The organism is Methylobacterium terrae (assembly GCF_003173755.1).
In the GTDB taxonomy this organism is placed as follows: Bacteria; Pseudomonadota; Alphaproteobacteria; order Rhizobiales; family Beijerinckiaceae; genus Methylobacterium; species Methylobacterium terrae.
The window spans coordinates 2,378,037-2,394,524 of record NZ_CP029553.1; the positions used below are offsets into that span (position 1 = coordinate 2,378,037).

General features: G+C 72.5%; 19 protein-coding genes. 8 read left to right on the plus strand and 11 right to left on the minus strand.

From position 1 onward, the window contains the following. Nucleotides 1-28: 28 nt before the first annotated feature. Nucleotides 29-310: a BrnA antitoxin family protein gene (locus DK419_RS10685; RefSeq protein WP_109959060.1), complete on the plus strand. Its 282-nt coding sequence runs from the start codon at nt 29-31 to the stop codon at nt 308-310. Between the two features lie 177 nt (nt 311-487). Here the strand turns inward: DK419_RS10685 and DK419_RS10690 are convergent, their stop codons facing one another. The 7 genes from DK419_RS10690 to DK419_RS10720 all read right to left on the minus strand — a co-directional run bounded on the left by DK419_RS10690 (nt 488) and on the right by DK419_RS10720 (nt 6,052). Continuing rightward, nucleotides 488-1,447 (minus strand): YVTN family beta-propeller repeat protein, encoded by a 960-nt coding sequence (locus DK419_RS10690; protein WP_425352648.1) that lies wholly within the window; start codon nt 1,445-1,447, stop codon nt 488-490. Nucleotides 1,448-1,557: 110 nt separating this feature from the next. Next, nucleotides 1,558-2,097 carry an SRPBCC family protein gene (locus tag DK419_RS10695; protein WP_109959061.1) on the minus strand — a complete coding sequence of 180 codons (540 nt, stop codon included), beginning with the start codon at nt 2,095-2,097 and terminating at the stop codon, nt 1,558-1,560. A gap of 25 nt (nt 2,098-2,122) precedes the next feature. Then, complete coding sequence (locus tag DK419_RS10700; RefSeq protein ID WP_109959062.1) at nt 2,123-2,716, minus strand: DUF447 domain-containing protein; 594 nt, start codon at nt 2,714-2,716, stop codon at nt 2,123-2,125. A 4-nt stretch (nt 2,717-2,720) separates the two neighbouring features. Next, a complete protein-coding gene (locus tag DK419_RS10705; protein ID WP_109959063.1) occupies nt 2,721-4,112 on the minus strand; it encodes a DUF6513 domain-containing protein in 1,392 nt (463 codons plus the stop codon). Next, nucleotides 4,109-4,702 (minus strand): amino acid kinase family protein, encoded by a 594-nt coding sequence (locus tag DK419_RS10710; protein ID WP_109959064.1) that lies wholly within the window; start codon nt 4,700-4,702, stop codon nt 4,109-4,111. Before DK419_RS10710 ends, DK419_RS10705 begins: the two co-directional genes overlap by 4 nt. Nucleotides 4,703-4,823: 121 nt before the next feature. After that, on the minus strand, nt 4,824-5,531 hold the full coding sequence (locus DK419_RS10715) for a (5-formylfuran-3-yl)methyl phosphate synthase (protein WP_425352666.1): 708 nt from the start codon (nt 5,529-5,531) through the stop codon (nt 4,824-4,826). Beyond that, on the minus strand, nt 5,528-6,052 hold the full coding sequence (locus tag DK419_RS10720) for a DUF3280 domain-containing protein (protein WP_109959065.1): 525 nt from the start codon (nt 6,050-6,052) through the stop codon (nt 5,528-5,530). The genes DK419_RS10715 and DK419_RS10720 overlap by 4 nt, the downstream gene beginning before the upstream one ends. 149 nt (nt 6,053-6,201) lie before the next feature. On the opposite strand from DK419_RS10720, the gene DK419_RS10725 reads away from it, so the two are divergent. The 7 genes from DK419_RS10725 to DK419_RS10755 all read left to right on the plus strand — a co-directional run bounded on the left by DK419_RS10725 (nt 6,202) and on the right by DK419_RS10755 (nt 11,735). Then, the gene (locus DK419_RS10725) at nt 6,202-7,452 is read left to right on the plus strand and encodes an ABC transporter substrate-binding protein (RefSeq protein ID WP_109959066.1); all 1,251 of its coding nucleotides are present in this window, start codon (nt 6,202-6,204) and stop codon (nt 7,450-7,452) included. Between the two features lie 95 nt (nt 7,453-7,547). Beyond that, the gene (locus tag DK419_RS10730; protein WP_109959067.1) at nt 7,548-8,546 is read left to right on the plus strand and encodes a YVTN family beta-propeller repeat protein; all 999 of its coding nucleotides are present in this window, start codon (nt 7,548-7,550) and stop codon (nt 8,544-8,546) included. A gap of 229 nt (nt 8,547-8,775) precedes the next feature. Continuing rightward, on the plus strand, nt 8,776-9,198 hold the full coding sequence (locus DK419_RS10735) for a cupredoxin domain-containing protein (protein ID WP_109959068.1): 423 nt from the start codon (nt 8,776-8,778) through the stop codon (nt 9,196-9,198). A 65-nt stretch (nt 9,199-9,263) separates the two neighbouring features. Then, complete coding sequence (locus tag DK419_RS10740) at nt 9,264-9,503, plus strand: hypothetical protein (protein ID WP_109959069.1); 240 nt, start codon at nt 9,264-9,266, stop codon at nt 9,501-9,503. Further along, complete coding sequence (locus DK419_RS10745; RefSeq protein WP_109959070.1) at nt 9,500-10,246, plus strand: ABC transporter ATP-binding protein; 747 nt, start codon at nt 9,500-9,502, stop codon at nt 10,244-10,246. The genes DK419_RS10740 and DK419_RS10745 overlap by 4 nt, the downstream gene beginning before the upstream one ends. Beyond that, complete coding sequence (locus DK419_RS10750) at nt 10,243-11,100, plus strand: ABC transporter permease (protein WP_109959071.1); 858 nt, start codon at nt 10,243-10,245, stop codon at nt 11,098-11,100. The genes DK419_RS10745 and DK419_RS10750 overlap by 4 nt, the downstream gene beginning before the upstream one ends. 26 nt (nt 11,101-11,126) lie before the next feature. Beyond that, complete coding sequence (locus tag DK419_RS10755) at nt 11,127-11,735, plus strand: hypothetical protein (protein WP_109962241.1); 609 nt, start codon at nt 11,127-11,129, stop codon at nt 11,733-11,735. 113 nt (nt 11,736-11,848) lie between these two features. Here the strand turns inward: DK419_RS10755 and DK419_RS10760 are convergent, their stop codons facing one another. The 4 genes from DK419_RS10760 to DK419_RS10775 are packed head-to-tail and all read right to left on the minus strand — an operon-like array spanning nt 11,849 to nt 16,285. After that, nucleotides 11,849-12,643: a formylmethanofuran dehydrogenase subunit C gene (locus DK419_RS10760; RefSeq protein ID WP_109959072.1), complete on the minus strand. Its 795-nt coding sequence runs from the start codon at nt 12,641-12,643 to the stop codon at nt 11,849-11,851. Then, nucleotides 12,640-13,572: a formylmethanofuran--tetrahydromethanopterin N-formyltransferase gene (gene fhcD, locus DK419_RS10765; protein ID WP_109959073.1), complete on the minus strand. Its 933-nt coding sequence runs from the start codon at nt 13,570-13,572 to the stop codon at nt 12,640-12,642. The genes DK419_RS10760 and fhcD overlap by 4 nt, the downstream gene beginning before the upstream one ends. Further along, a complete protein-coding gene (locus DK419_RS10770; protein WP_109959074.1) occupies nt 13,560-15,188 on the minus strand; it encodes a formylmethanofuran dehydrogenase subunit A in 1,629 nt (542 codons plus the stop codon). The genes fhcD and DK419_RS10770 overlap by 13 nt, the downstream gene beginning before the upstream one ends. Next, nucleotides 15,182-16,285, minus strand: a complete 1,104-nt coding sequence (locus DK419_RS10775; protein WP_109959075.1) for a molybdopterin-binding domain-containing protein — start codon at nt 16,283-16,285, stop codon at nt 15,182-15,184. The genes DK419_RS10770 and DK419_RS10775 overlap by 7 nt, the downstream gene beginning before the upstream one ends. Nucleotides 16,286-16,488 lie beyond the last annotated feature (203 nt).

The following is a 16,488-nucleotide window of genomic DNA, read 5'->3' on the forward strand; positions in this document are numbered from 1 at the left end:
TGCCAGGGTGGGGCCCAGGAGGACACCCATGTCGTTCGACCGTTCCCGCCGCGGTACCGATCCCCGGCAGGCCGCCGAGGCCGCTTTCCGCGCCGTGACCCGCAAGACCCCCGAGGGTCCCGCCCCCGACGCCAAGCCGGCCGCCAAGGCGGGCACCGGCAAGACTCTCGGCGTCAAGACCGCGGTGCCGGGCGTGCGCGAGACCGTGTCCCTGCGCCTCGACCGCGACGTGCTCGACCACTTCCAGGAGGAGGGACCGGGCTGGCAGGAGCGCATCAACGCCGCCCTGCGCAAGGCCGCGGGGCTCTGATTGACTTGCCGCTGGTTCGCTTGCCTGTGAACCGCTCGGTTCCGATGCGGCTCTGCCTCGTCGCGCTTCCGCTGCTGCTCGCCGCCCCGGCGCAGGCGCAGGGCGGGCAGGTGACCAACCCGTTCGCGTCGAACTATCCCTCGGTGCCGATCCGCGAACGAGTCGTCCCTCGGGGCGTCAGCGCAGGAATTGCCCGAAGGCCCGCGGCCCGTCCGCGGTCTTCACCGTCGCGGTCACCGTCAGGGCCACGGCATCGATCACCGTGAGGGTGTTCGATTCCCAGTTCGCCACGTAGACGCGCTTGCCGTCCGGGCTCGCCTGGATGCCCTCCGGATACTCGCCGACCTCGAGGCGCGGTCCCGGCGCCAGGGTCGCGGCGTCGAAGGTGCTGACCGTGCCGCCGTACTGGTCGGTGACGAAGGCGCGGCCGCCCGCCAGCGCCACCGCGTAGGGCCGCTCGCCGACCTTGACCCGGCCGATTTCCCGGTGCGCCGCGATGTCGACCACCGAGACGTCGTTCGAGCCGACATTGGCGGAGTAGGCCCGCTTGCCCTCGGCGTCGATCGTGACCCCGAACGGCCGCGTGCCGACCGGGATCGCCGCGACTCGCCGGCGCGTCGCGGTATCGACGAGCGACAGGGCGTCGTCGTCCCGGTCGGCCGCGAGGAGGAACCTGCCGTCCGGCGTCACCGCGATGCCCGACGGCGAGGTGCCGACGGCGATCTCGGCCGCCACCGCCAGGGTCCTCGGATCGACCTCCCACAGCCGCCTGGCGTACCAGTCGGCGACGTAGACGGCCCCGCTCACCGGGTTCACCCCGACCCCGAGGGGCCCGCCGCCGAGCGGCACCGTCCGGGCGACCCGCCGCGCGGCGGCGTCGATCACCACGAGCGCCTTGCCCTCCGGCGCGGTGACGTAGACGAAGCGCCGGTCCGGCGACAGGGCGATGCCGGCCGGCGCTCCCGGTACGGGAATCGTCGCCACCACCTTGAGCGCGTCGAGGTCGACCACGTCGACCACCTCGGCGTTCTGGGCGGTGAGGAACGCCTCCGCCGCCCGCGAGGGGACCGGCGCGAGGCCGATCCCCGGAACCCCGACCGCACCGAGCAGGCAGAGCCCGGCGAGGCGCCGGGCCAAGCTCGAGCGACCTCGCATCGGCAAGCCGATGCGTGGATCGCTCGAGGCCTTCCTGCGACGCAGGTTCTTGTCGGAAAACCGCACGACGCTTTTCCGGAACCTGCCCGAGTTCACGAGCTGCCCTTCTCGAGCTTCGCCTTCAGGTTGTCGAGGCCGCTGCGGTAGAGTTCCTTGACCGCCTTGATCGCCGCCTCGTCGCTCAAGTCGGGCGGCGGATCGTTGTTCATGTAGCCACGGTAGAACGCGCCGTCCCACACCACCTCCGACGCCTTGCCGCCGTCGGCCGGCTCGACCTTGATCGTCGATGAGTAGTTGTTGACCGGCAGCACCTTCACGTCGACCTTGTTGATCCGGTACGACAGGCTCTTCTGCTCGGCCGAGTACTTGTAGAGTTCCTCGTCGACGGTGGCGCCGCCCTTCAGGGTGAGGATGCGGGTGGCCTTGACCTCGTTGCCGCCCTTGCCCTCGGTCTTCTCGACCGGCGGCAGCCAGCTCATGTCCTGGAAGTTGCCGACCACGGCCCAGACCTTGTCGGGCGCGGCGTTGATCGTGACCTTCTCCTCGACCTTCTTGCGGGTCGGGCCGTGGGCCTGGGCGGCGGGGGCCGCCGCGAGGGCGGCGAGCAGGGCCGCCGCGAGGATGCGCTTCATCGGATCTCTCCTTCTCACGCGTGTCTCACGCGTCATCCACCGCGAGGGATGCGACGGCCGCCTCGGGCAGGGCGGCCGCGACCTTCGCGGCGATCCAGTTCCAGGCCTCGCGCTCGGCGGGCCCGGCCGTCTTCTCGACGGCGATGCGGTGGTGGCGCAGCTCGGCCAGCACCGTCTCGGGATCCAGCATGTGCAGGCGCGTCGACAGGATCGCCGCCTCCAGCACCGCGTTGACCGCCCGGTTGTGGCCGAGGAAGGGGCGGTGCGATTCGGCGTGCACCACCCGGCCGCGGAAGCGCGGCCGGACGGGATCGTCGCGCACCTCCACCACCTGCAATTCCATGTGGCCGTAGGCGTCGGCCAGACGCGGCACGGGAATCGTGCGGCACGGCACGCTCGCCCAGTCGCGGCGCCCGGTGACGCAGCCGGCGATCACCCGGACGTCCGCCGGCGCGGCCGCGGCGAAGAACGGCGTCGCTTCGAGGTTGGCGATGGTGGGCGAGGGTCGGAACGGCGCCACCCAGTAGTCGTCGTCCTCCCGGATCAGCCCGAACGGCACCAGGTGCAGCGCCCCGTCGGGGGAGGCTGTCGTCACGATGGTCTCGAGAATCAGGGGCACGGCTCTAAGGCTTCCCGCTGTGGCGCGTGTGGCCCGGGGCCTTGAAGCGGGTGGTGTCCTCGACCTCGTCATCCATGGCGCAGCCCCAGTCCAGCGGCTCGTCCTGCACGTAGCGCTTGCCGAGGCGCCAGGCGAGTTCCGCCTTGGTCAATTCACCGCCGAGGTAGAAGGCGTGGGCGCCGTCCCCCTCGACGCCGAGATCGGGGAAGAACGCCATCGCGTCGCGGCCGGTCTTGTGGATGTCGCGGTTGTAGACGTGCACCCCGTCCTCGGCGATCGCCACGCGGTAATTGGGGTCGCGCACCTCGGCGGCGAGACCCGCGATCTCGTCGGGCGTCTGGGTGTAGGGGCGCTTGTCGTGGAGGGCGAGCAGCGCGCGGCCGTAGCCTTTGGGGAGGGCGGCGTCGGCCTTCGCCGCGTACATCACCCGGCGGGCGGCGTCGTGCTCCTCGACCGTGCGGCGGGTGTGGTTCGAGACCTGCACGATCAGCACGTTGCCGATCGCCAGTTCCGAGCACACCCCCATCAGCAGGGCCGTCACCCCGAGGCTGTCGGCCTCGGTGAGCTCGGTCAGGTTGCCGGTCCCCATCATCATGGCGATGTCGGGGTGGCGCCGCCGGGTCTCGTGGTAGCGCACCAGCGAGGCGGCGAAGCCGAAATGGATCGGCTCGAGGATCGGGTCGGCGATGAACGGCCGGCCCGCCCGCTGCATCCTGTCGATCGCCCGGTCGAGGGACGGCAGGTCCTCGGGCCGCATCGGCACCAGCACCGGCACCGCGTCGGTCTCGAAGGCGAGGTCGAGGGTCTCCTCGTTGAGGCTCAGCAGGAAGTCGGCCCCCGCCTGCGCGCCCTGGCGCAGCTCGTCGGCCGAGAACGAATCGACGCTGACCCGCAGGCCCTCGGACTTGAGCAGCCGCACGGTCTCGCCGAGGTGGGGAAAGGGCGTGTCCGGCAGGCCGCCGAGGTCGATCACGTCGGCCCCGCGCCGGGCGAGGTCCTTGCCCCGTTCCAGGATCTCGTCCGGCGTGAGCCGCGACGCGTCGACGATCTCGGAGAAGATTCGCACGTCGTGGCGCGACAGGTCGACCGTCCGCCCGGCAAGCCCGAGGAAGACCGGCAGGTCGACGATCTCGTCCGGCCCGCGCTCCACCGGCAGGCCGAAATGCGCCGCCAGCACCGCCGGGTCGGCCCGGCAGCGCCCGGGCAGGATGACCCGCGTCGCGCCCCCCGGCATCGTGACCCGGCGCCGGATGATCTCCTCGGTCATCAGCGCCGCGACCTTCACGCCGGCATCCGCGATGGTCCAGGCGAAGCGCTCCGACGGCAGGCTCGCCGCGATCTTCTCCAGCCGCGCCTTGGCGAGGCGCCCCGTGACGAAGACGAGGTGCTCCCTCACGCGGCGCGCTCCGCGATGCCGGGGCGGCACGTCCGGTCCCCGCCCGGTCCCCGCACGACGATCGCGCCGGAATAGCGGGCCGCGAAGCTGGGCAAGGCGGCGTCGACGAGGCCGGCCCGGGCGAGCTCCGCCGGCCCGGCCCCCGGGACCGGGTCGGTGGACTTCACCAGGAGGCAGGTCCGCGCGCCGAGGCGAACTGCGAGCCAGAGCGCCAGGCTGTCCGAGGTGACGTCCCAGGTCTCGGGGATCTCCGGCCGGCCGGCCTTCAGCGCCGACGGATCCCAGACCGGCACGCGGCCGGAGGCGAGCGTTCCCGCGGGATCCTCCGTCACCGTCAGGCGCGGCTCGAGGGCGGACAGGACCCGCGCCATGCCCGCCATGGCGTCGAGGGCGAGGCGATGGGCGAGGGAATCGGGATAGCCGAGGGCGGCTTGCGTCGCCCGCACGGCGTCGGCGAGCGCGCCGCCGCCCGGCACGATCACCACCAGCCCGTCGGCACCGTCCGCGAGCCCGCCGAGCACCCGGCAAAGCCGGGCCCGATCGGCCACGAGGCTGCCGCCGACCTTCACGACGCTGAGAGCGTGGCTCATGCTGCACGTCCTGCGGGAGCAGGGCTTCCGATGAAAAGGCGCGGGATCGCCTCGAGAGGGGATCCCGCGCCATATCTTGGTTCGGATCCGTCCGCGGCCAGCCCCGCCTTCATGGACACGATCACGCCGCCTCGATGCAGGGCGCGACCGCGCCGAGGCGCTGGGCGGCCTCGGCGATCCTCTGCGGATCGAGACGCCCCGTCCGGTCGGCGGCGGCGCACAACCCGCCGCGAAAGCCGAGATAGCCCGGCCCCAGCGCCGCCAGAACCGGGATGTCGTCGAGGGCGAGCGAACCGGCGAGGCCCGAGAGCAGGCCGTGCGCCCGGCAGGCTCGCGCGAAGCCGGCGAGCCGCGCGAGGGGCAGGTGGTCGGTGAGCCGGCGCCCGTCCTTCGTCCGCGTGTCGATCATCGCGCCGGAGAAGCCGGCGGCGGCGAGCGCCGGCACGTCGGCGCCGTCCGGCCCGTCCTCGGCGAACAGGACCGCGATCACCGAGGGAGCGGCGGGCAGGCGTAGAGAGGCGGCGTCGCGCCCGGGCGCCCAGGCGATCTTGAGGTAGTGGACCCCGGTGCCGGCGAGCGCCGCGAGGCAGGCCGACGCCTCGTCGGCATCCCGCGGCTCGCCCGCCACCGCGCTCGTCGGCCGGTCGCCGGCGGCGGCCGCGATCGCCCGCACGGCGTCGGCGGAGAGCGCCCCGAGGGCGCCGCGGCCGGGATCCTTGCCGTCGATCAGGTCGGCGCCGTGATCGCGGGCCAAAGCCGCCTCGGCGGCGTCGCGGACGCTGACGAGGAGGCGGATGCGGGGAGGGGAGGTCTCGGGCACGGGGATCAGGACCGGTTCGGCAGCGGCTCGGCGAAGAGGCGGTTCTTCACCAGGGAGCGCACGCCGTGGAGCCAGGTGTCGTCGGTGTCGCCCTGGATCACCACCTGGCCGCCGCGCAGCACCTTGCCGCTCTCCGCTTCCGTGATGGTGATGTTGAGGCTCAGCACCTGCGGGGCGCTGCGCTGGACGTAGCCGTAGACGACGAGGTCCGCCCCCGCCGCCCTGGCGATCGTCTCCGCGCAGCCCTCGCACTTGTAGAACGGCGCGTCGCGCCGGATCGCGGCGGCCTGGGGGGCAAGATCCACGGGATCGAGCCCGCGATCCGTCACCGCCCGGCGCAGCGCCTCGCTGGCGAGCCCCAGGCGCCGCGCATCCTCCGGCCGCACGGGGCGCGGCCCGATCGTGCCGGGCTCGGCGAGCTCGATCCCGAACACCGCCGCCTTGGTCACCCCGGCCCTCTCCGGCGCGGCGGCGGCGGGCAGGCCGACGAGCAGGGCCGCGAGGGCGGGAAGGGCGCGCAGAACCAGCATGCCTCGACCCTCGCATGCCGGAGCGGGCCGGCGCAACGCGGTCGCCGATCGCGCCGCGTCGGACTTTTCGGGGGAGGCGCGGGTCTTAGGGAATCCTCATCGATGAGGCGTTGAGGACGTTCGAGAATCCAGGGTAGCGTGCCGCCCGCATGGCACAGTTCCGCACGGCCACCCTCGCCGCCCTCGGCCTCCTCGCCTCGCTGGCAGGCCCGCCGGCCGCCCTCGCGCAGCAGGCGCCCGCCGCGCCCGCGGCGGCGCCTCAGGCCGCCGAGATCCGCATCGGCCTGATCTACCGGCCGGTCCCGGCGCCGTCCTCCTACGACGCCCAGGCCGCGCCAGAGGACGAGGGGCTGGCCGGCGCGAAGCTCGCGATCCAGGACAACACCACGACCGGCCGCTTCGTGCGCCAGAGCTACGCCCTCGACGCGGTGGCCCTCGGCACGGCGGCTCCCGGCGAGACGCCGCCGCAGAGCCCGGTCGAGGCCGCCCGCGGCCTCGTCGCGAAGGGCCTGCGCTTCATCGTGCTGGCGCTCCCCGCCGACGAGGTGCTGGCGGTGGCCGACGCGCTCAAGGGATCGGGCACCGTCCTGTTCAACGCCGCCGCCCCCGACGACCGCCTGCGCGGCGCCGATTGCCGGTCGGACGTCTTCCACGTCGCCCCTAGCCGGGCGATGCAGACCGATGCGCTCGCGCAGTTCCTCGCCTTCATGCGCTGGCGCAAGCTCTTCCTGATCACCGGCCCGCAGGACGGCGACAAGCTGTGGGCCGAGGCGCTGAAGCGCTCGGCCAAGAAGTTCGGATTGCAGGTCTCGGCGGAGCGGCCCTGGACCTTCGGGCCCCTGGCGCGCGCCCGCGGCGACACCCCGACCCGGGCCGAAGCCCTCGTCTTCACCCGCGGCCTCGACTACGACGTCGCCGTGGTGGCGGACGAGGCGGGCGATTTCGGCGATTACGTGCCGTTCCACACCGTCGATCCGCGGCCCGTGGTCGGCACCCAGGGGCTCGTCCCGACGACCTGGCACCCGACGCTCGAGGTCTGGGGCGCCGCCCAGGCCCAGAACCGCTTCCGCCGCCTCGCCGGCCGGCTGATGCGCCCCCTCGATTACCAGGTCTGGGCCTCGGTCCGCGCGGTCGGCGAGGCCGCGTTCCAGAAGAGGACGGTCGACCCGGCGGCGCTCGCGGCCGCCATCGCCGACCCCGCCTTCAGCCTGCCGGGCTACAAGGGCGTGGGCTTGAGCTTCCGCCCCTGGGACCACCAGCTGCGCCAGCCGATGCTGCTGGTGCAGCCCCAGGCGCTCGTGGCGGTGGCCCCCGAGCAGGGCTACCTGCACCAGCGCACGCCGCTCGACACGCTCGGCATCGACCTGCCGGAGACGCAGTGCAAGCTGACGAAGTCGTGACCCGGCCATAAGTCGGTCTCGCCCACGGCGTCGCGGCGGGCCAGGTAAGAGCGCGAACGGAACGTGCGCGAAGCGCGCGGCCGGAGGGAGGACGAATGAGCCGTCACCGGATCAGACCGGCGCAAGCCGCACTCGTCGCGGCCGCCCTCGCGGCGGCCGTTCCGGCCCAGGCCACCAAGGTTCAGGCCACCACGGTCTACGTCAGCAACGAGAAGGGCAACTCGGTCAGCGTCATCGACGTCGAGACCCTGAAGGTCACGGCGACCTGGCCGGTCGGGCGGCGGCCGCGGGGGATCACCGTGGGGAAGGACGGGAGCCTGCTCTACGTCTGCGCCAGCGACGACGACCGCATCGACGTGCTCGATACCAAGACCGGCAAGATCGTGCGCTCCCTGCGCTCGGGGCCGGACCCGGAGCAGTTCATCGCGCACCCGTCCGGCAACCCGCTCTACGTCGCCAACGAGGACGACAGCCAGGTCACGGTGCTCGACATCGAGAAGAACAAGGTGGTGGCCGAGGTGCCGGTCGGCGTCGAGCCGGAGGGCATGGGATTGAGCCCGGACGGGTCGATCCTGGTCAACACCTCCGAGACCACCAACATGGCCCACTTCATCGACACCAAGACCTTCCAGGTGATCGACAACGTGCTGGTCGATGCCCGGCCCCGCTTCGCCGAGTTCAGCCAGGACGGCCAGTGGCTGTGGGTCTCGGCCGAGGTCGGCGGCACCGTCTCGGTGATCGACGTCGGAACCCGCAAGGTGGTGAAGAAGATCACCTTCAAGATCCCGGGCGTCACCGACGAGCAGATCCAGCCGGTCGGCGTCCGCCTGACCCGGGACGGGACCAAGGCCTTCATCGCGCTCGGGCCGGCCAACCGGGTCGCGGTGGTCGATGCCAAGACCTACGAGGTCCAGAAATACCTGCCCGTCGGCCAGCGGGTGTGGCAGCTCGCCTTCACGCCGGACCAGAAGCTGCTGTTCTCCACCAACGGCACCTCGAACGACGTCTCGGTGATCGACGTCGAGGCGTTGCGGGTGACGAAGAGCATTCCCGTCGGCCTGCTCCCCTGGGGCGTTGCGGTCTCGCCGCAGTAGTTTCCCCACCGCGCCGAAACGATTGTGGCGCGGGATCCCCTCTCCCGAGTGGGAGAGGGGTAGGGGCGATCGAAGATCGCGCGAGGGTGCTACGGTTCTGCAGAAGGCGCTGACTGTCCCGCTACCAGCACGAAACTTTCCGCTTCATACGGAACCGTATCACCCTCACCCCCGGCCCCTCTCCCACTCGGGAGAGGGGGGAGAGTCCCACTTCCCACCCGGATCATCCATGCGCGCCCTTCTCACCGCCGCCCTCACCGCGAGCCTCCTCGCCATCCCCGCCTTTGCCCACGACCTCACCAAGGGCCGCACCGACCTGCCCGAACTGTTCCTCGGTGCCGAGGACAACGACTACGCGGTGCCGGTGAAGGACATCGAGATGGAGGCCGGCAAGTCCTACCGCCTGCGCATCACCGCCAAGGGGCAGAAGGAATACAAGTTCTTCGCCAGCGAGTTCTTCCGCGGCGTGTGGATGAACCAGATCGTCATCAACCACCTCGAGGTGCACATGGCCGGGCCGCCGCACCACCTCGAATTCGACGACCAGGGCACGATCGCGGTCGAGTTCGTCACGGTGCGGGCCGGCGAGTTCCCGTGGTCGGTCCAGGGGCTGGAGAGCCGGGGCATGACCGGGCGCTTCATCGTGAAGTGACAGGGGTTTGCGGGCCGCCCCCGCGCGGCCTACATCGCCCTCAAAGAACCGGAGGAACCCCACGGATGCGCTCGTGCCTCGCCGCCCTCATCCTGCTGACGGCGCTCCCCGCCCGCGCCGACGACGCGGCGTCGTGCCGGGACGGCATCGCGACGATCAAGGCCGAGCTGGCGAAGTCTCCGCCCGAAGCGGTCGCGCGGACGCTCAGGAAGGAGCTGCGCGTCGCCGAGCGGGAACTCGGCGAGAAGGAGTACGACGAGTGCCTCGACGCGGTGCGGGACGCCCGCCGGGCGCTCGGCCGATGAGCGCGGCCCTCGCGGTCGAGGCAGTCAGCCATCGCTTCGGCGCCCGGACGGCGCTCGACGACGTGTCGTTCGAGGTGCCCCGGAGCGCGTTCGTGGCCCTGCTCGGGCCGAACGGGGCCGGCAAGACCACGCTGTTCTCGGTGGTGACGCGGCTCTATGCCAGCCAGGCCGGCCGGGTCGCGCTGCTCGGGCACGACCTTGCCCAAGAGCCGTCCCGGGCGCTCGCCCGGCTCGGGGTGGTGTTCCAGGCCCGCACCCTCGACACCGACCTGACGGTGCGCCAGAACCTGCTCTACCACGCAGCCCTCCACGGCATCCCCCGCAAGGCGGCGCTCCAGCGGATCGAGACGCTTCTGACCCGCATCGGCCTCCTGGAGCGGCGCGACGACAAGATCCGCACCCTGTCGGGCGGCCAGTCGCGGCGGATCGAGATCGCCCGGGCGCTGATCCACGCCCCCGACCTTCTGCTCCTCGACGAGCCGACCGTCGGCCTCGACCTCGACTCCCGTGCCGACATCGTCGCCATCGTGCGGGCCCTGGTGCGGGAGGAGGGGCTGTCGGTGCTCTGGGCGACCCACATCTTCGACGAGATCGAGGCCGAAGACCGGGTCGTGGTGCTGCATCGCGGCCGCATCGTCGCCCGCGGCCTCGCCGGAGCGTTGAGCGAGCCCTCGGGCTCCCTCGAGACCGCGTTCCGCCAGATGACGGCCGAGCGCGGGGACACGCCGAGGAGGGTCGCATGAGCGCCGGGACGACCCTCAGCCCGGTCCGCGGCCGGCTCGATGCCGGCGGCTACCTCATCGCCCTGTCGGGCATCGTGCGCCGGGAGCTCCTGCGTTTCTTCAACCAGAAGGAGCGGTTCTTCTCCGCGCTCGTGCGGCCGCTGGTCTGGCTGTTCATCTTCGCGGCGGGCTTTCGCAACACGCTCGGCCTGTCGATCACGCCGCCCTACGAGACCTACGTGCTCTACGAGGTCTACGTCGTGCCCGGCCTCGCGGTGATGATCCAGCTGTTCAACGGCATGCAATCCTCGCTGTCGATGGTCTACGACCGCGAGGTCGGCTCGATGCGGGTGCTGCTCACGAGCCCCTATCCGCGCTGGAGCCTGCTCTTCGCCAAGCTCGTCGCCGGCGTGATCGTCTCGCTGATCCAGGCCTACGTGTTCCTCGCCGTGGCGAGCTTCTTCGAGACCGACATCCCGTGGACCGGCTACCTCTACGCCCTGCCGGCCTTCCTCGCCGCCGGGCTGATGCTCGGCGCCATCGGGCTGTTCCTGTCGTCGCTGGTGCGTCAGCTCGAGAACTTCGCCAGCGTGATGAACTTCGTGATCTTCCCGATGTTCTTCGCCTCCTCGGCGCTCTACCCGCTATGGCGGATCAACGAATCGAGCGCGACGCTGTACTGGATCTGCCAGGTCAACCCGTTCACCCACGCCGTCGAGCTGGTGCGCTTCGCGCTCTACGGCGCCTTCAACCCGGTCTCCTGCGCCGTCGTGGTCGGGACCGGGCTCGCGTTCTTCGTCATGGCGGTGGCCGCCTACGATCCCGGCCGCGGGCTGCTCGCCCGGCGCGGCGGCCCGGCCGGGGAGGCGGGATGACCGCCCTCACTCGAGAGATGCCCACGATGCTCCGCTCCCTCCTCGCCACGCTCCTGATCCTCGGCGCCGCCCCGGCCCTCGCCCAGCCGCGGCCCGATCCCGACTGGCCCTGCGCCCAGCGCAAGGTCTCGACGCTCGGCCCCGGCGCGGTCTGGACCGGGCCCGACCCGACCCAGGCATTGGCCGAGTGGGGCAACGACACCGACGCGGCCCTGCTGGCTCAAAAAATCGCGTCGCGCCGGCTGCCGCTGGAGGAGGTCGACGGCCTCCTCGACGGTTTCGCGGGGAAGCTCGACAAGGCGGAGAAGGACGCCCGCCTGACCCGGGTCTTCGCCGGCGTGTTCGAGGTGCTGAACGGCGAGCGCGACAAGGTGGTGGCCGGCATCGGCCGCTACGCCCGCGGCCAGCGTGTGATGGCCGAGCGCATCCGCGACGAGGCCGGGCGGATCAGCGAGGTCAAGACCGCGCCGGACGTGCCCGAAACCAAGGAACTCGCCGAGCTCGAGGCGCGCTTCAACTGGGACAAGCGCATCTTCCAGGAGCGCAGCCAGTCGCTGACCTATGTCTGCGAGGTGCCGACCCTGCTGGAGCAGCGGCTGGGAGCGATCGCGAAGAAGATTCAGGAGCGGTTGTAAGATTTCTATGCTGAGCACGGCGCAAAGGGAGACTGTCTCATCCCACCCATAACCTCATCCTGAGGTTATGGGTGGGTTCGTGTGTCGGATGTTCGAGCCGGCTTGTGCCCGCTTCACCCCACCGGCGTGAACAGCTCGCCCTTGCCCAGGGTCGCGAGATCCCCTGAATACCGCCGCTGAGGCGCCCGCAGGAGCGCCGCCGCCTCCGGCGCCAAGGCCTGGAGCGAGGTCGCCAGCAGCTTCAGGACGACCAGATCCTGCCGCCCGGTCTCGACGAACGTCGGCAGCAGGGCGCCGTGGCGGGCGGCGACCAGGGTGCCGCGGCGCATGCCGTAGCCGGGATGGTCGCCGATCGCCTCGGCGACGATCGTGCCGGCGATCATCCGGGAGCCCGCATGGGCGCCGGCCTCCTTCACCACGATCAGCCCGGCGCGCATCCGGTCGCCGATCCGGTCGCCGGCGGTGCCGCCGATCATCAGGGTGGCGCCGTCGAGGCCGGCCGCCGCGCCGTGGAGGGCGCCGCCGGCGCTCTCGGCGGCATTTCCCGAAATGCGGATCGTGCCGCCCTTGGCCGCCGTGCCGGCGAAGGGGCCGGCGGAGCCGCTGACGGCGAGGGTCCCGCCCGTCATGCCGGCGCCGAGGCGCTGGCCGACATCGCCCTCGACGACGATGCGCCCGGCATCGAGCCCGGCCCCGACCCGATCGAGGCGGCTCGTGGCGCCGACGATCCGCACCTCGTCGGACCCGTCGAGGGCGATGGAAAAGCAGTCGCCGAGGGTCAGGCCGCGCCGGCCGGTCCCGATCGGGAGGCGGGCGGCCTCCGCCTCCGACAGGCCCGCGAGGGCAGCCGGAGTGAGGCCGGCGAGGTCCAGGCGCTCGGGCGCCTCGCGCAAGGTGAGGGTGCTCATGCGGCCTCCCCGATGAGGTCGCGAAGGTGGAAGTGGTGGCGGCCGAGATTGCCGCCGTAATTGCCCGCCGTGACCGCGACGAGGCCGAGATCGGCTCCGGCCCTGGTCGAGGCGTGGAGCGCCGCCCGCATCGCGGCCGCGACGCTGCCCGCCGAGAGCCCGTCGATGACGATCTCCAGCACCACGTCGACCTCCGGCGGCAGGGCCGAGCCGGCGCGGCCCTTGAGCGTCGGGCAGTAGGCGTCGTTCGTCGAGGCCATCATGCCCTTGGTGCGCGCCCCGACCTTGGAGCCCGAGCGCACCACGCCGCCCGGGAAGGGCAGGATCACGTCCGGGACTTTGCGCGCCGCCGCGACCGCGATCTCGGCCACCCGCAGGGTGTCGGAAAAGCGCCGGCCGAGGAACAGCAGGTTGCCGCCGCCGACCGCGCCCTGAACCGTCGGCACGGAATGCTCGCACAGGAACTCGCCGTCCATCACCGGCGTGCGCCAGTAGCGCCTCCCTTCGACGCGCTTGGCGGTGGAAAAGCCGTCGCCGAAGTAGCGGATCGCGCCGCCGAGCTTGAGCGCCTTGCCCGCGGCGGGGTCGTCCCAGGCGATCCCGGCGAAGACCGCGCTGCCCGGCGAGGTCAGCACGCATTGCCCGACCCGGCGCAGCAGCTGGTCCTTCAGGCCGCCGGCATCGAAGCCGAACAGCAGAACCCGCACGCCGGGGCGCCCGTCCGGGGTCTCGTCGGGCGAGAGCACGGCGTCGATGCCGGCCTCGGCGCCGCAGCCGATCACCGAGGTGGCGAAGCCCGTCATCGTGGTCGCGGCGATCATCGCCCATTCGGGCGTCTCGGCGGTCAGCACCAGGGCGGTGGCCGCCATGTCGAAGGCCTCCGCGAAGGTGTCCTCGACCCGGATGCCGTGGAGAATCAGGTCCGGCATGAGATCGCCTCGAACACCTCACGCTCGGGGAAGGCCGCGTCCGGCACGGTGAAGCTCGACAGCCCGGCGCCGAAGCGGCCCTGGAGGTAGGAATCGGTCCGCCGCGCCATGCCGGCATCGGCCTCGACGGAGAGACTCAGCGTTCGGCCGCGGGTCCACGAGACGACCTCGCCGTCCTCGACGATCACCGCGCCGTCCTTCAGGACCCGGTGGGCGCGGGCGAACATCGCGGTCCGGTCCGGCTGGTCGCGGTAGACCGCGATGTCGGCCCGCGCGCCGGGGCGCAGGTGGCCGCGATCGGTGAGGCCGAGCAGCTTCGCCGGCCCCGAGCGGGTGAGCTGCGCCACTTCCGAGAGGGTGTATTCGCGCTCGATGCCTGAGAGGCCGGAGCGCTCGGCCGCGACCTTCGGGTGCGCGGCGACCTCCCGGTCCCGCGCCTCCTTGTCCATCAGGAGATGGAGGATGCGCGGATAGGCGGTGAACGGCCCGCCATTGGGATGGTCGGTGGTCAGGATGGTGCGCTCCGGGTTGGGCGAGAGCAGCATCATCTCGAGCCCGATGGCGAATTGCAGCGACGAGGTCGGGCCGCGGTCGCGGTAGCGGAACGGCACGATGCCGCCGCCCTCGGCGTCGCCGGCATTGACGATCCACTTGCGCGGGCTCGCCGCCTTGCGGCCGGAGAACTGGCGCAGGATGTCGAGCGAGATCGTCGCAGTCTGGCCGAACACCACCTGGCCGATATCGAGGGTGGCGTTGGGGTGGCGCGCCAGCGCCTCGGCGATCCGCGGCGCGGCCGACATGAAGCCGCCGGTCAGCGGGTTGTCCTTGTCGACCGCCGCGTAGGCGTAGAACTGGGCGTGGGCGAAGTGGATGCGCCGGCCCTCCGCCGCCTCCAGCGTCTCGATCAGGCTGTCGTCGGCCCCCGGCAGGCCGAGATTGCTGCAATGGACGTGGAGCGGGTGCGGGACCTTCAGCGCCTCGACGGCGTCGAGGAGCCCGTCGAGGATCTTTCGCGATGTCAGCCCGTAGGCCGGCACCTCGTCGTCGAGGGAGAAGCGGACCGCCCCGTCCTTGAAGGCGTCGGCGCCGCCGGCATTGATGACCTTGACGCCGAGCGCCCGCGAGGTCGCGACGTTGAGCGCCACGAGGTCGCGGACCGCGTCCGCGCTCTCGCGGTCGCGCAGGAGTTGCAGCAGCTGGTCGTCGTTGCCCATCACGCAGAGACCGCCCCGGTCGAGGAGCGGGATCTCGGCGAGTTCGAGCTGGGTCGCCAGCGCGTTGACCGGCGGCATCGCCGGCTCGACCGCCGTGGTGTAGCCCATCCGGGCGTACAGCATCCCGACGTCGCGGCCCGACCCGTGCGGGTTCGGCGCGTCGGGCTCGGAGACGCCCAGTTCCGGCAGCAGCAGGCGCGCCAGCACCACGTTGCCGCCGGCGATGTGCGAGTGGACCTCGACGCCGCCCGCCATCACCACGCAATCGGCGGCGTCGATGGTGCGGTCGGGGGCGCGGTCGGAGGGGGCGACGACGCGGCCGTCCTCGATCCAGACGTCACCGATGGCGTCGCGCGAGGCGGTCGGATCGACCACCCGGCCGCCGGCGATGCGGGTCAGCATGAGGCGGAGCGCTCCGGTTGCGGGGCAGGGGAGGAGGAAATTCGGGCCTCGAGGTCGGCGAGGATCGCGGCGGCGGACGGCACCTCCGGCGCTGCCGCGTGCCGGGGCTCCTGCCAGGCGATGGTGGCGCGGCGCGGGTGCCAGAGCGCGGCGCCGAAGGCCTCGCCCGGGACGCCGACGCCGATCACCACCCTGGCCTCGTCCCCCCGGGGAGACCCGAGAAGCGCCGCGGTCGGCACGCTGCGGGTCCAGGCGGGGAGCGGGGCCGGCAGGGAGGCGAGCCAGAGCGCGGCGTCGATCTCGCCGGCCTCGGCCTGGCGCGCGGCGTCGAAGCGCCAGGGATCGTGCTCCGGGCGGCCGCGGCCGAAGCCGACCCGCGGCCCCTGGCCGGTGCTCCAGGCCGCGACCTGCGCCACCGCCCGGCCCTGATGGGGGTCGCCCAGCGGCAGCGCGAAGCAGCGGGTGACCTCGTTGAGGTCCTTGACGAGGCCGTTCAGCATCTCGGCCCCGAGGGCGCCGAGTTCGGCGGGGTCGTAGACCACCGCGCCGTAGAGCGCCTCGCGCAGGCGCGACGCGAGGTCGGCGAGCGGGTGGGGACCGGCGATCCGGCCGGCGACGAGGCCGCGCAGGAGGCCGATCGCCGCCGCGAGCCCGGCCTCGTCCGCCGGATAGGCGACGTGCCGGACGCCGCCGTCGCCTGCCCCCCCGAGGGCGACGAGCGCCCGGGGACGACCCGCCGCCCGGCCGCGCACGGGTGCCTCCGTCGACAAGTCCTGCGCCAGGTCCTGGACGAGGCCCGAGGCCCAGGGGGAGGCCCCGACGACCAGCACCAAGTCGGCCCGGCCCCGCGCCTCGGCCGCGGTGGTGGTCATCGCGCCGCCCGAGGCCAGCGCCCCGAGATCGGCGTAGAGGCCCGGGCCCGCGACGGGATCGAGCGAGGCGCCGATCGCGCGGGCGAGGTCGAACGCCGCCTGCAAGGCCGCCGCCTCCGCGCAGAGCCCGGCGATCACCGGACCGCGCGCCCCCGCGAGCAGCGAGGCCGCTGCCGCCATCGCCTCGTCGCGCTCCACCGCCTGCCCGTCGATCCAGGCCGTCATCCGCCCTCGCTGGTTCCTGCCGCGCGTGTTCCTGCCGCGCGTGGCGCGCCGCTTTCGGTCCGGGACGGTCGCATCCGGGCCCCCGCGCAGGCAAGTCCCCCGAAAGTCCGGCTTCCGGGGGGCGGCGCCCGGGCAAATATCCGCCGGGCCCGAGTTGCCCAGCCGGCGGCCGGTGTGGGACAGTCCGGCCCGGTCGGACGGCT

Bases quoted from the DNA above. Each gene is read 5' to 3' on its own strand.
- DK419_RS10685 (WP_109959060.1), top strand. From the start codon at position 29: ATGTCGTTCGACCGTTCCCGCCGCGGTACCGATCCCCGGCAGGCCGCC.
- DK419_RS10695 (WP_109959061.1), bottom strand. From the start codon at position 2,097: ATGAAGCGCATCCTCGCGGCGGCCCTGCTCGCCGCCCTCGCGGCGGCC.
- DK419_RS10710 (WP_109959064.1), bottom strand. From the start codon at position 4,702: ATGAGCCACGCTCTCAGCGTCGTGAAGGTCGGCGGCAGCCTCGTGGCC.
- DK419_RS10720 (WP_109959065.1), bottom strand. From the start codon at position 6,052: ATGCTGGTTCTGCGCGCCCTTCCCGCCCTCGCGGCCCTGCTCGTCGGC.
- DK419_RS10725 (WP_109959066.1), top strand. From the start codon at position 6,202: ATGGCACAGTTCCGCACGGCCACCCTCGCCGCCCTCGGCCTCCTCGCC.
- DK419_RS10730 (WP_109959067.1), top strand. From the start codon at position 7,548: ATGAGCCGTCACCGGATCAGACCGGCGCAAGCCGCACTCGTCGCGGCC.
- DK419_RS10735 (WP_109959068.1), top strand. From the start codon at position 8,776: ATGCGCGCCCTTCTCACCGCCGCCCTCACCGCGAGCCTCCTCGCCATC.
- DK419_RS10740 (WP_109959069.1), top strand. From the start codon at position 9,264: ATGCGCTCGTGCCTCGCCGCCCTCATCCTGCTGACGGCGCTCCCCGCC.
- DK419_RS10745 (WP_109959070.1), top strand. From the start codon at position 9,500: ATGAGCGCGGCCCTCGCGGTCGAGGCAGTCAGCCATCGCTTCGGCGCC.
- DK419_RS10750 (WP_109959071.1), top strand. From the start codon at position 10,243: ATGAGCGCCGGGACGACCCTCAGCCCGGTCCGCGGCCGGCTCGATGCC.
- DK419_RS10755 (WP_109962241.1), top strand. From the start codon at position 11,127: ATGCTCCGCTCCCTCCTCGCCACGCTCCTGATCCTCGGCGCCGCCCCG.
- DK419_RS10760 (WP_109959072.1), bottom strand. From the start codon at position 12,643: ATGAGCACCCTCACCTTGCGCGAGGCGCCCGAGCGCCTGGACCTCGCC.
- fhcD (WP_109959073.1), bottom strand. From the start codon at position 13,572: ATGCCGGACCTGATTCTCCACGGCATCCGGGTCGAGGACACCTTCGCG.
- DK419_RS10770 (WP_109959074.1), bottom strand. From the start codon at position 15,188: ATGCTGACCCGCATCGCCGGCGGCCGGGTGGTCGATCCGACCGCCTCG.
- DK419_RS10775 (WP_109959075.1), bottom strand. From the start codon at position 16,285: ATGACGGCCTGGATCGACGGGCAGGCGGTGGAGCGCGACGAGGCGATG.